The 12,456-nt window shown below is 60.0% G+C and carries 13 protein-coding genes and 1 riboswitch; of the genes, 7 read left to right on the top strand and 6 right to left on the bottom strand.

Features of this window, described 5'->3' with window-relative positions; genetic code table 11:
* Positions 1 to 30 precede the first annotated feature (30 nt).
* The 4 genes from KP699_RS07225 to KP699_RS07210 form a co-directional block, all read right to left on the bottom strand.
* Complete coding sequence (locus KP699_RS07225) at positions 31 to 786, bottom strand: autoinducer binding domain-containing protein (RefSeq protein ID WP_077931054.1); 756 nt, start codon at positions 784 to 786, stop codon at positions 31 to 33.
* Positions 787 to 871: 85 nt separating this feature from the next.
* The gene (locus tag KP699_RS07220) at positions 872 to 1,456 is read right to left on the bottom strand and encodes an acyl-homoserine-lactone synthase (protein WP_086654805.1); all 585 of its coding nucleotides are present in this window, start codon (positions 1,454 to 1,456) and stop codon (positions 872 to 874) included.
* A gap of 276 nt (positions 1,457 to 1,732) precedes the next feature.
* Entirely contained in the window at positions 1,733 to 3,187 is a 1,455-nt protein-coding gene (locus KP699_RS07215) for an NAD-dependent succinate-semialdehyde dehydrogenase (RefSeq protein ID WP_077931052.1), read from the bottom strand.
* A gap of 195 nt (positions 3,188 to 3,382) precedes the next feature.
* Positions 3,383 to 4,558: an autotransporter strand-loop-strand O-heptosyltransferase gene (locus KP699_RS07210; RefSeq protein ID WP_374196904.1), complete on the bottom strand. Its 1,176-nt coding sequence runs from the start codon at positions 4,556 to 4,558 to the stop codon at positions 3,383 to 3,385.
* A gap of 479 nt (positions 4,559 to 5,037) precedes the next feature.
* Here KP699_RS07210 and KP699_RS07205 point away from each other — a divergent pair, with 479 nt between their 5' ends.
* On the top strand, positions 5,038 to 6,150 hold the full coding sequence (locus KP699_RS07205) for a glycerophosphodiester phosphodiesterase family protein (protein WP_215762112.1): 1,113 nt from the start codon (positions 5,038 to 5,040) through the stop codon (positions 6,148 to 6,150).
* Between the two features lie 17 nt (positions 6,151 to 6,167).
* On the opposite strand, the gene cobU is transcribed toward KP699_RS07205, so the two are convergent.
* Positions 6,168 to 6,722: a bifunctional adenosylcobinamide kinase/adenosylcobinamide-phosphate guanylyltransferase gene (gene cobU, locus KP699_RS07200; RefSeq protein WP_215762139.1), complete on the bottom strand. Its 555-nt coding sequence runs from the start codon at positions 6,720 to 6,722 to the stop codon at positions 6,168 to 6,170.
* 140 nt (positions 6,723 to 6,862) lie between these two features.
* Here cobU and cobT point away from each other — a divergent pair, with 140 nt between their 5' ends.
* The 6 genes from cobT to KP699_RS07170 all read left to right on the top strand — a co-directional run bounded on the left by cobT (position 6,863) and on the right by KP699_RS07170 (position 12,025).
* Positions 6,863 to 7,981, top strand: a complete 1,119-nt coding sequence (gene cobT / locus KP699_RS07195; protein ID WP_215762111.1) for a nicotinate-nucleotide--dimethylbenzimidazole phosphoribosyltransferase — start codon at positions 6,863 to 6,865, stop codon at positions 7,979 to 7,981.
* The gene (locus KP699_RS07190; protein ID WP_215762110.1) at positions 7,978 to 8,832 is read left to right on the top strand and encodes an adenosylcobinamide-GDP ribazoletransferase; all 855 of its coding nucleotides are present in this window, start codon (positions 7,978 to 7,980) and stop codon (positions 8,830 to 8,832) included. The genes cobT and KP699_RS07190 overlap by 4 nt, the downstream gene beginning before the upstream one ends.
* Before the next feature lie 134 nt (positions 8,833 to 8,966).
* Positions 8,967 to 9,102: riboswitch (cobalamin riboswitch) on the top strand.
* 36 nt (positions 9,103 to 9,138) lie between these two features.
* Positions 9,139 to 9,363: a CbtB-domain containing protein gene (locus tag KP699_RS07185; protein ID WP_086656431.1), complete on the top strand. Its 225-nt coding sequence runs from the start codon at positions 9,139 to 9,141 to the stop codon at positions 9,361 to 9,363.
* A 21-nt stretch (positions 9,364 to 9,384) separates the two neighbouring features.
* Positions 9,385 to 10,104, top strand: a complete 720-nt coding sequence (locus tag KP699_RS07180) for a CbtA family protein (RefSeq protein WP_212359770.1) — start codon at positions 9,385 to 9,387, stop codon at positions 10,102 to 10,104.
* Positions 10,105 to 10,226: 122 nt separating this feature from the next.
* On the top strand, positions 10,227 to 11,714 hold the full coding sequence (locus KP699_RS07175; protein ID WP_215762109.1) for a glucosyltransferase domain-containing protein: 1,488 nt from the start codon (positions 10,227 to 10,229) through the stop codon (positions 11,712 to 11,714).
* A 107-nt stretch (positions 11,715 to 11,821) separates the two neighbouring features.
* On the top strand, positions 11,822 to 12,025 hold the full coding sequence (locus KP699_RS07170) for a hypothetical protein (RefSeq protein WP_212375005.1): 204 nt from the start codon (positions 11,822 to 11,824) through the stop codon (positions 12,023 to 12,025).
* Positions 12,026 to 12,046: 21 nt separating this feature from the next.
* Here KP699_RS07170 and KP699_RS07165 read toward each other — a convergent pair whose 3' ends face one another.
* Positions 12,047 to 12,343, bottom strand: a complete 297-nt coding sequence (locus tag KP699_RS07165; protein ID WP_215762108.1) for a helix-turn-helix domain-containing protein — start codon at positions 12,341 to 12,343, stop codon at positions 12,047 to 12,049.
* Between the last annotated feature and the right edge of the window lie 113 nt (positions 12,344 to 12,456).

The raw sequence follows: 12,456 nt of genomic DNA, 5'->3' as shown, positions 1-12,456 counted from the left end.
GAGCCGGGGTCAGGGCCGATAAGATTAAGGTCAGATCAGCCCGGAGCGGGTGGCGTGCAAAATGGCGATATCCGTTGTGGCTGCGCCCAGCTTGTAGCGGGCCACGCGCAGGCAGAGCCGGACAACGGATTCCGGCAGTTTGAGTTTTTTGGAAATTTCCGCCCCCAGCAGCCCGTCTGCCGCCAGTTTCAGGCATGATTTTTCTTCATCAGACAGATCGACCTGACTGGAGGACTGGTGGGCGGTAATCCGCAAATAGGCCTCATGCACATGGTTGCCCAGCATCTGATAATCACGCACCGCGCTGATGCGGGCGATGCCGTCAAACTTTGTGGGGTCAAGGCTGGTAATGACGAACAGACCGTGTGAGCCGTCCACCCCGGCGAGAGGCAGGGTCAGCGCGGAATGGCCGAGGGTAAAGTCCTGCGCTTCCTGCAAAATGGTATCGGCCAGCGTGCCTTTTTCTACCTCAAGCTCCCGCCATTCAAACGGCAGGCCGCTTTCCATGCTCCGCTTTAAGACCGGGTCCGCATGCAGATAGCCGTGTGTGTAATAGCGTTCCTGCCAGGCGCGCGGGTATGTGGTGCTGATAAAATTATGCGGGTCCAGAAGCTGTTCGCCCGAACCGGCGAAATAATAGACAACATGAAACATATTGCATTTTTCAGGAATAGTCCTGACGACGTCTGACAGTTCTTCCAGAGAATGGGCTGTACTGATGGCCGAGACAAGCTCCTGCAGGGCGGTGGGAAGAATAAGGGTGGGCGGGTTATATTTAAATGGCATGACCCTGACTCTAACATACTTTGGGCCGGGCCGGGCGTCCTGTGACTGACCTCAGACCCCGCACCCTGAAAAGACGATGATGTGGTTAAAATGGCCTTTGCTGCACTTCCGTCACATGCCGCAAGGTTAGCAGGGTAATATCCAGAACGCCCACACAAAATTCCTGCCCGCTGATTTCCCCTGAGCACAGGGCATAGGGCACCGCCCCAAGGCGCCGGTACAGCCGCATTCTGGCGCGGGGATAGGTGCCGATAATCTGCCGGATATCATTCGCGAGACTATACTCACACACGGTTTTCAACACATCCAGCAGCAGGTTGCGCCCTGTGGGCGAGGACGTATCCGCCGAGGTGCAGAACCATGAAAGTTCCCACACATCAGGGCTGATAATATCCGGGCAGCCTTTGAAGAAGGGCGCGAAATCCTGCCGCAGCATGGTCGGCCCCGTTGTGGGCAGAATACGGACGGACGCTACGGCATCCCCTCCGTCTTCCACCGCGACGATGTAGAGGGGGTTGCACTCCAGATCATACCGGTCTTCTTCCGGGGTTTTATGAAAAAAATCGTTCCATTCTGAGTTTTTTTCAAAGAATACACGACGGGAGTATAATATTTTCTCATAAATTTCTGGAAAATGGTTCCGTTCATTATAGGAAAAATGGTAAATCATGTGACAGGCCTGCTCTTAATCTCATAGCATCTGATATTTAATGATGTTCTCCGGATTATTTTGACGGCTTTAAGCACCTCAGTACGTGTGCTGACGTTCAAACCGACAAAACCACCCCATAAACTTTGGAAGAAATCAAAAATATTATTTCCAAGAGGATCTTATTATAAGACGTCTTTTTTGTGCTAAAAAGAAAGCAGAATTGTGCTGAATACGGAGGGAGGGCACTAAAAGACGTGCCCGCCCCCCGTTTTATACATTAAGACTTTTATCTGTTCAAAAGGCAGCTTTTTCATGTTCCGCTGAAACAAATTTGATCAGCGTATGCGCCCGCACGGCTTCCGGGCCGCCTTCTGTGCCGTAACCGGAATCCTTGATGCCGCCAAACGGCACTTCCGGCACGCCAAGACCGTGGTGGTTGATGGCGATCATCCCGGCTTCCACCTGTTCTCCCAGCAGGCGCTCCGTGCGCTCGTTCCGGGTGTAGGCATAGGCGGCCAGACCATACGGCAGGCGGTTGGCTTCCTGCACGGCGTCCGTCAGGGAGGTGAATTCTGATACAATAGCAATCGGGCCAAACGGTTCTTCCTGCATCATCCGCATGGCCAGCGTGGGGTTCAGCACAAGGGTCGGGGCAAAGAAGCAGCCTTCATTGGGCAGCGGCACGTCGGCCTGCCAGATAGTTGCCCCTTTTTCCCGCGCATCGGCCACCAGTTCATTCAGGGCTTTCAGGCGGCGTTCATTGACGACCGGGCCCATGGTCACGCCTTCATCCAGACCGGAGCCGATCTTGAGGGCGTTCATCTGCGCCTTGAACTTATCGACAAAGCTGGACGCAATGCTCTTGTGCAGCAGGAAGCGCGTGGGGGCGATGCACACCTGCCCGGCGTTACGGAACTTGGCGGCGCACAGGCGCTGGGCAGCGGCGTCCAGATCCGCGTCCTCGCAGACGATCACGGGGGCGTGGCCGCCGAGTTCCATTGTCACGGGCTTCATCTGCGCGCCAGCCAGTGCGGCCAGATGTTTGCCAACCGGCGTGGAGCCGGTGAAGGAGATTTTGCGCACAACGGGGTGAGCAATCAGATATTCGGAAATTTCCGCCGGGTCCCCGTAGACCAGCGAGACAGCCCCTGCCGGGACGCCAGCATCACAAAAGGCCCGCAGCAGTTCCGCAGGGGATGCGGGGGTATCTTCCGGCGCTTTGACAATCACGGCGCAGCCAGCGGCCAGCGCGGCCCCCAGCTTGCGGGCAATCTGGTTGATGGGGAAGTTCCACGGGGTAAAGGCCGCGACCACGCCCACGGGGCGGTGCAGCACGCGCTGCTCAACATTCGGCACCCGCGGCGGGATCAGCGTATCATTCAGGCGGCGGCCTTCTTCACCAAAATATTCGATGACGCCAGCGGCCCCGTTGATTTCGATAATGGCCTGCTCCAGCGGCTTGCCCTGCTCACGGCTCATAATCCGGCCGATGCTCTCCGCACGCTCACGCAGCAGATTGGCGGCCTTGCGCATGATAACAAAGCGGTCCCACGCTGTGAGCGCGCGCCATGCGGCAAAGCCCTGTGCGGCGCCGTCCGCCACCCGTGCCAGATCCGCTTTGGAGGCGTGGGCGATCTTACCGATTTCTTCCCCCGTGGCCGGGTTGAAGACCGGCAGGGTGCGGCCATCTGCCGCGTCCTGCCATTGCCCGGCCACCAGAAGCTGCGTGCTGATAAAATCCTGTGACATTGCGTATCTCCCCGACTGGAACGACAGACGTGCTGCTCTGGCGTTATCTTATAACTTTAAGAGGCTGTTTCAAAACTCCGCAGCGGAGATCCGGCAGAAAATTTTGCGCCTGAATGCGATAATTTTTGAAGCAGTCCTGAGGAAAAAGCACCATCAGCAGGCAGATGCAAGGGGGCAGCGCCTGCTGCCCCTCCGTCAGGCAGGGAGCTTTTTCAGCACGTTGATCACATGCTCACTGGTAATCAGGCGCGTACATTCAAACTGACGTGGCGTGTTTTCATGCCGGGGGCACCACAGGAAATTATGGTGGTCAAACCGCTCACTGGAGTCATTCCAGCAGGAATTGCAGGTGTGCCAGTTGATGACGCGATAGGGTGTTTCAAACTCATTGGTCGGGTGCGTGAAGCCGGAGATCATCACCACCTTTGTGCCTGCGGCCCAGGCCAGCCAGGCGAGGCCGGAACTCAGGCCGATAAAGGCGTCCGCATGTTTGAGCCAGCGGGCGCGCTCTGCAAGGGGGCGGTTACCTGTTTCATCTTCCGCTCCATGCGGAATATGATTCCAGACAAGGCCGGTGCCGTGCACGGTTTTCTGATCAATACAGATAACCCGGTAGCCTTTGCTCTTCAGGAAGGCGATCACATCCTGCCAGCCGGTCGGGTTGTTCCAGTATTTGCACTGGGTGCTGGCCTGCACGGCAATGCAGACATAGGGCTCGGGGATGGGGCGGCTCTCATCGGGCAGATGCAGGCGCGGGGCTTCCTCATGCGGGGAGACGCCCAGAATATAGCCTGCCGTGCGGTGCAGGCCGACAAACCGGAAATCCGTAGGCTGCTGGTTGCACTCTTTATCGTCAAAAAACAGACCGATGCAGTACGTAGCGTAGGATTTGCCCGTGATCCCAGCTTTCTCCGCGTCTTCCGATGTCATGAGCGTGAGGTTGGGGTACGCGTCTTTCAGCAGCGGCAGAATAACGCCGGACAGCAGGCAGGTCACTTTTGCGCCGTGTGCTTCCGCAAAGCGCGCCACATACGGGAACCATGCCAGCGTATCCCCCAGCGTGCCGACGGGAAGCTGGATGATGACGTCCTGCCCGCGGGCATCATACTCACAGGTAAAGGCCGGGCGTTCCACCCCGTCTGCGCCAATATCCGTGACCTCAATCCCGAAGCGCACATAATAGCGTTTGCTGGACGTGATGGTGGCCCCGGCGGCTTCATGCCGGAAGAGGATGTTCCCTGTATCCAGATCCCGCAGGATGACGCGCCATGTTCCGTCCTTACGCTCGGGCACATGCACGCGCGCGCCAAGATTGAAGTCATACCGGATGCCGTGCGGCCCTTCCATCACCGGGAGCGCGGGCGGGGGCAGATAGGCGGGTTTATCCGGGGTTTTGGCCGCGGGTTGTGCGGCGGCACAGGCGGCGGCAGCCTCCTGCGGCGGGGTAGCTGGCGCAGCCTGAGGCTGACCGGCAACCGGGGGAGCCTCTGTGGCGGAAGAAACGAGAACGGCAGTTTCGGACAAAGACTGTTCCCCAGAGAAAGAGACGAAAATAAAGAGACGGAAAATTCGTGACAAAAAATTTACGAATTAAACCCGTGCAGGAACACTTAAGATTTGTCCATGCGTTTTATAGTTTGTGCGTTCTCTGAGCATCAGAAGGACGATACGGTGGAAATGTTATGTGTTTTTTAATATTTTCTCAAAAATTACTTCCGGACTGGGTCAGTTCCTCCGGATTTTCTCTGAAATGTCATAAATCATGCGGTACTGTTGCACGATATTCATAGAATGATCACAGTGCAGCAAGACCAATCTATCGTGAAATTTTCACGTTTAAGGCCATTCTGATGCAGAGTTTTTCACGCCGTTCTGTTCTGGCGGCCTCCTGTGCCGCCGCACTCTGCGGGAGCGTACGGCGGGCCGTGGCGGCACCGTCCCTCGCGCCGCGTCCGCTGCTATTTGCCCACCGGGGTGCCTCGGCCCTGCGGCCGGAGCACACACTGGCCTCCTACGTGAAAGCCATTGCGGACGGGGCGGACTTTATTGAGCCGGACCTTGTGATGACCAAAGACGGCGTGATGATCTGCCGCCATGAAGCCAATATTGCCGAGACGACCGACGTGGCGCAGCGGCCGGAATTTGCCAGCCGTAAACGCAGCCTCAGCATTGATGGCAAAACAGAAACCGGCTGGTTTACGACGGACTTTACCCTCGCCGAACTGAAAACCCTGCGGGCGAAAGAACGGCTGGCCAGACTGCGGGTGCATAATACCCGCTATGACGGGCATTTTGACATTCCGACTTTTGAGGAAATGATTGACTGCGTTGCGGCGGAAGCCGCGGCGCGCGGGCGTGTTCTGGGGCTGATCCCCGAGATCAAACACTCCACGCATTTCCACGCCCTCGGGTTTGACCCGGAAGCGGTGTTTTTACGGACGATTGCCGCGCATAACTATACCCGCACGGCTCCGCTGGAAGTGCAGTCCTTTGAAACAGGCAACCTGAAACGCATCGGGGCAGATGTGCGGACCATCAACCCGCAGGCGCGGCTGATGCTGCTGATGGGAGAGCGGAAGGAAGTGCCGCCTGATCTGGCCGCCCTGGGCGAGAAAACCACATTCGCGGACCTGATGACCCCCGCTGGCCTGCAAGACGTGCGGCGCTATGCGGATGTGATTGGCCCGTCCCTGACTGACCTTATTCCGCGTGATGCACAGGGGAACTGGCTTGAACCGTCCTCTCTGGTGGAGGATGCCCATGCGGCGGGCCTGCTGGTGCATGCTTATACCTGCCGCCCGGAAAACTATTTCCTGCCGCGCCAGTTGCGCAATGGAGAGGGCGACGCCGCCCGCAATGTCGCCGGGTCTATTGCCGATATCCGGCGGTATCTGGATATGGGGCTGGACGGGTTTTTTACAGACGACCCGGCAATTGGCCGGATGGCGGTAGATCAGCTCTGAGCAGAGAACCCGCTATGTCAGGCCGGGGGTGGTTCTTTTAAGACAAGCGGTAATCCGGCCGCAATGAACAGCACTTTCCCGACCTGTGCGGCCAGCCGCTGATGAAGCAGACCGGCTTCATCCCGGAACTGCCGGGCGAGTTTGTGTTCCGGCACGATCCCCAGCCCGACCTCATTCCCGACCAGCACAGTGGGGGCACGCCGCTCCGCCAGTGCAGCGAGCAGCGCGTGTGTAGCGTCCGGAATACGCCGCTCTTCCAGCAGCAGGTTGGTCAGCCACAGGGTCAGGCAATCCAGCAGGACCGGGCGCGTGGCGTGGGCGCGCAGAACATCGGCCACGGCAAATGGCTCTTCTACTGTCTGCCAGCCCTCCGCCCGGCTGGCACGGTGGTGGGCAATGCGCTCCTGCATTTCCGTATCAAACGCGCGGCCTGTGGCAAGGTAGACCCACGGGGCGGGCAACGCTGTAATCAGGGCTTCCGCATGGCGGCTCTTGCCAGACCGCGCACCGCCCAGAACTAATGTTGTGCCAGGCAGGCCTGCGGGGAGCAGGGCTGTCTCCTGTTCCGGCATAACCGCCGCAGCGGGCGAGGCTGTGGGCTGCTGGCCCGACGGAGGGGCAGTGTCTGCCTTGAGCGAGAGAGTGTTCATGCGCTATCCGCTTTCCTGCTGCCATGTCAGTATGGCGTTTATAACAGCATAAATTCAGGGTCATGCCACCAGCTTCCTCCCCCACTCCTGCTCCTCCGTTTGCGTCCCTCGCCGCCCTGCGCGCTGCATGCCTCGCGCTGCCGGGGGTGGATGCTGTGGCTCAGCAGCAGATTGCCTCCCGTGAGGCCGAACTGACCAAACCGGCGGGCAGTCTGGGGCGGCTGGAAGAGCTGACACAGTGGCTGGGCGGCTGGCAGAGGCGGGCGCAGCCCCGGCTGGACCGGGTGCAGATTCTGATTTTTGCGGGCAATCATGGCGTCGTGCGGCAGGGCGTTTCCCCCTGGCCGCAGGATGTGACGGCCCAGATGGTGCAGAATTTTGAACAAGGCGGGGCTGCCATCAACCAGCTTGCCCGTGTGGCGGGTGCGACGTTGCAGGTTGTGCCTGTGCGCGGGCTGGCTGCCACGGCGGATTTCACCACGGCCCCGGCCATGACGGAAGAAGCCTTTCTGGACGCGGTGCAAACAGGGTATAACGCCGTGCTGCGTCCATGTGACCTGCTGTGTCTGGGAGAAATGGGCATTGGCAACACCACGGCGGCAGCGGCTCTGGCGGCGGCTCTGTTTGGCGGCACCGGGGCCGACTGGGCCGGGCGCGGCACCGGGCTGGATGCCCCCGGCGTGGCGCATAAAGCGCGGGTGATTGATGCCGCTCTGGCGCACCATAAGGCAGAAGTGGCGGCGACACAGGGGGCCTCTGCGGCGAAGAGCGAACACGCAAAGCGGTTGGGCGCGGTAACACCTGCCTATGACCCGCTGGAAATAGCCCGCAGGCTCGGCGGGTATGAACTCGCGGCTTTGCTGGGGGCGACGCTGGCGGCGCGGCATTCCGGCATTCCGGTGCTGCTGGATGGATTTGTCTGCACGGCTGCGGTGGCTCCGTTGGCGCGGCTGGCTGCAACGGGGGGACTGGCCCATACGCGCCTTTCCCATTGTTCCGCCGAGGCAGGCCATGCGCGGCTCGCAGAAAAGCTGGGGCTGGTGCCGTTGCTGGACCTTGGTTTGCGGCTGGGGGAAGCCTCCGGCGCGGCATTGGCGGTCCCGCTGCTGCGGGCGGCGGTGGCGTGCCATAATGGCATGGCGACTTTTACGCAGGCTGCGGTTTCAGGCCGTACAGAATGAAGCCTGCCCCGGCTGAATCCTGTGTGGCCCGGGTGCGGCTGGATGTGGCCTGTGGGCTGAGTTTATTGACGCGCCTGCCGGTAAGCTGGCTGCTGTCCCCCGCGCAGCGGGCCAGCACGGCGCTCTGGCCTATGGGCCGTTCTATCTGGTGCTGGCCGCTGATCGGCGCGGGCCTTGGCGGGCTGGTGGGGATGCTGTTCTGGCTGCTGCGGCTGAGCCATATGGCGGCTCTGCCTGCGGCGGGGCTGGCGCTGGCCTTCCAGTGTGTGCTGACCGGCGGCCTGCATGAGGACGGACTGGCTGACATGGCGGACGGCTGCGGCGGGGCCACGCGGGAGCGTCGGCTGGAGATTATGCGCGATAGCCTGACTGGCAGTTACGGCGTGCTGGCCTTAAGCCTGAGCCTGCTGGTGCGGGCCTCCGCTGTTGCGGCGCTTCCTGCAACTATGGCGGTGCTGGCGCTGGTTGTGTCCGGCTGTCTGGCGCGCGTGGCATTGCTGGTTCTGGCCGCCTGCCTGCCCCCGGCCCGGCCCGACGGTCTGGCCCGCTCACTCAGTCCGCTGCCGCGCAGGCCTCTATGGCTGGGGTTGCTTCTGGCTGCGGGGTGTATGGGCGGGATACTGCGGGAAATGCTCTACGCTCCCACCGCAACGATGGGCGGCTGGCTTTCCCGTGAAAATCTGATGTGGCTCCAGTCCGGGCTTGTAGCTACGGGGGCTGCTCTGATGGCCTGCTTTCTGGTGGGAGGCGCGGCCCGCCGGATGCTGGGAGGCTATACGGGAGATGTGCTGGGCGCCGCGGCAATTGTTACGGAATGTTGTGTGCTGCCCGCTCTGACAACCGTGCTCTGAGGCGCACCGCGCGCAAAACCGGGCAACACGCAAGAACAATTAAGACAGTGCAGGCAAGAGCCCTGTGGATGCACGCCAGACGGGCGGTTGCCAGACGGAGGGTGCCAGACGAGGGGTGTCAGACGGAGGCTGAATAAATTGACAGGGGCGCAGGGGCCGTTCAGACTAAAGGCTGATCTGGGGAAGCTGGTGGAAATCCGGCACGGTCGCGCCACTGTAATCCGCTTGCTGCAAGCGGGAAGTCAGACCTCCAGCCTTGTTTTTCTGTTCACCGCGGAACGCGTTTTTACCAGCGGAGCCTGTCTGATGATGCATCCTTCCTCCCCCCGCGCGCAGGGTATTGCCGCACCTGCCCCCGTTGCCATTCCCGTTGGCGCCTTGCTGCCCTGGGCCGTGTTTGGCCTGCTGCTGTCCGTGCTGATGCTGTATTTTGTGGGGGCGGAACAGGGGGCTGTTTCCCTGATTTCCGGGCATGAAGTGCATGAATTTGTGCATGATGGCCGCCATCTGCTGGGCTTTCCCTGCCACTAAACCGCAGGGTTTTTTCTGATGATTGCTGGACGTTTGCTGGCACGCGGCATGATTGCCGGGTGCCTTGCGGCTGCACTTGCCTTTGCGTTTGCCCGCCTGTTTGGGGAACCACAGGTGGCGCTGGCCATTGCGTTTGAGGCTGCGCGCAGCGCGGCGGAAGGGGCTGCGCCGGAGCCGGAAATGGTCAGCCGGTCCGTGCAGGCCAGTTATGGTCTGGCCACCGCCACGCTGCTTTATGGCGCGGGGTTTGGTGGGCTGTTTGCGCTGGTGTTTTCCTTTGCCTACGGGCGGCTTTCTTTCTCCTCCCCCCGCGTGCTGGCGCTTCTGCTGGCTGCCGCCGGGTTTGTGACCGTGGTGCTGGTGCCGGACCTGAAATACCCGCCCAACCCGCCTGCCGTGGGGAACCCCGCCACGCTGGCGCTGCGGACGGAAACCTATTTTGTCATGATTGCGCTTTCCATCTGTGTGGCGGCCATTGCCTGCCTGATTGGCCAGAAAGTGGCGCAGGTGCGCGATAACTGGACCGGCTGGCTGTGCGGTGGCGCTGTCTTTGTGGGGCTGGCCGCCCTTGTGCAGTTTGGCCTGCCGGATGTGAATGAGGTACCTGACGGATTTCCTGCCGTGGTGCTGTGGCGTTTCCGCGAGGCCGCCCTTGGCATGCAGGTGGTGCTGTGGGGCAGCATGGGGCTGATTTTTGGCGCGCTGGCAACGCCGGTGCTGCTGGGCCGCAGCCGGAGCTGAGCCTCTCCCGCTGCGTGGCGCGCAGGTGAGGGGTATTTCTCCCTCCCTGCTCTTTCTGAAAAACAGATGATGCGATAACAGACACCAGCACCCTAGTGACCAGAAGGAGCTGTGTGGCGGATATGGACCAGAGCTGGCCTAAACTACATTCCAGACATGTCTGGTTGCTTTTCCTGTTAAGCTGCCTGTTTGCTCTGCCCATTTTTCTGGTCAACGTGCCGTATATGGATGATAACGCGCGCGTTTTATACGGCTACACATGGAGCCGCAGCGGGCGCATTTTCTCGACATTCCTGATGAACACGCTGGGTTTGCGCAGCCGCAATGTTCTTGATCTTGCTCCGCTGGGGCAGATTCTGGGCCTGCTGGCCCTTTCATGCAGCGGGGCGTTGCTGGCCGCGCGGCTGTTGCGCGGGCGCAGGATGGATGATCTTTCCGTCTGCCTGTGCGCCCTGCCGCTGGCGGTGCAGCCGTTTTTTCTGGAAAATCTGTCTTATAAATTCGACGCCTTGCCGATGCTTATGGCCCAGAGCTGCGCGGTTCTGGCGGCGCTGGTGCCGGAGGGCTGGTCTGGTCGGCGGCTGTTTGCCACATGCGCGGCTTTTCTGTTTGCGGTCATGTGTTTTTATCAGCCAGCGCTGAACACATTTCTGGCCCTCGCCGTGCTTCTGTTTGTGTGTGACACCTGTGAGGGGCGGGATCAGGCGGCATGGCGGGCGCTGGGCCTGCGGATGGCCGCACTGGGCGTAACCTATGGTGTGTATCACTTTGTGATTATCCGCCATTTTGTGCATGGCTCCTACGCTGGCCCCCATAGCGGGACCATGAGCCTGCATGATGTGCTGTCCGGAATGCTGTGGAGCAACCTGCAACAGGCGCGCGCCCTGCTGGCCTCCCTTCTGCACGGCGGGCCGGGCGTTGTTCTGGGCCTGTTTTATGCGCTCGGGGCGGCGTTTGTGTGGTCTGGTGTGCTGCCAGCCCTGCGCCGGGCGGACAGAGTTGCAAAGCTGAACGCGCTGGCACTGGTGAGCGTGCCATTTCTCCTTGTGCTGCTGGTGCCGGGGATTGTGCTGATTCTGGCGGATACGGTCATTGCGCCACGGATTTTTATGTCCTTTTCCGCCTGCGTTATTCTGGCCAATCTGTTTTTTCTACAGACGGCTGTGGGCCAGAAACTCCGCTGGCTGGCGGTTGTGCCGCTCCTGTATTTTTATGTGGTGTCCTTTGATTTTGGAAACGCCATGCAGGCCCAGGAACAGTTTGAAAAGGAGCAGGTGGAACGGCTGGCCAGCATGCTGGATGAAGCCGGTTTCCGCCCCGGAGATGATCTGTTCCTCTACGGCACGGAAGCAGAGGCCCCCATTGTGCGGAACGCTATTACCGCCCTGCCCTATCTGGCGGACGTGCTGCCGCGCCAGCAAATGAGTGATGATGCGTTTTTTGGCTATATCCGCCTGCGGCAGGTGGGCATAGACAGCCGGGAACATACGCCTGCGGAATGGGAAACGGCGCATGCCCTGCTGAAGACCAGCCACCTGCTGCATGAAACACCCCGCTTTGCGGTGTACCGGGACGGGCACAGGTTTGCCTCACGCCTGACAGGGCTGTGACGCACGGAGCGGCCACGCAGCAAAGGCTCTTGCGCCCTGCCTGAGGATATGCCAGCTTTTTTATTACGGTTTGTCAGTGAGTCGTTTGCCGGAAAAGGATCTGGAAAATGCGTACACGGTGCAAAGCAAAAGCTGTTGAAAACAAGTCCTTGCAGACCCTGCTTCTCATTCCCTTCGCGCCGTTACTGATGCTGGCTGTCTCAAATCTTCCGGTCGCAGATTTTGAAAAAGGGCTGCTTGATGGTGGTCTGGCAGGGATGCAGTTGCTGCTGGTCCTCGCCGTTTACCGCCAGAAAACCCGTAAAAAATAACGCTGCCGCTCAGGCAGAGCGTTACGGGTCCTCTTCAGCGTCCGCCGTCTGGGCTGTGGACCCGGCGGCCTGCTGGGCGGCCAGAGCGTCAAGATCTGCCGTGTGGTCTATGGCCCATGTGTAGAGCATTTCTATCGGTTCAATAAAAATCTGGCCTGCGGGTGTCAGCCGATATTCCACGCTTGGCGGCATAATCTGCTGCACATGGCGGCTGACAAGCCCGGCCTGTTCCAGTTGGTCCGCACATTTTCGATCCATGGAAGATTTTGAAATACGCCAGATGACAGAACTGTCAGACACCACACAGAAAATCGTCATTTTTATTGGGGCGGCCCTTATTTTTATCCCGCTGGATGTGGCGTGTATGCGGTATTTCCAGATCCGGGACGCCTTCTGGCCGACTGTCTTGCTCACATTTGCACTGGCGCAAA

Source organism: Acetobacter sp. P1H12_c, assembly GCF_018811975.1.
GTDB lineage: Bacteria > Pseudomonadota > Alphaproteobacteria > Acetobacterales > Acetobacteraceae > Acetobacter > Acetobacter persici.
Note: the sequence above shows the minus strand (reverse complement) of the source record. Positions and strands in the feature narration are given on the sequence as shown.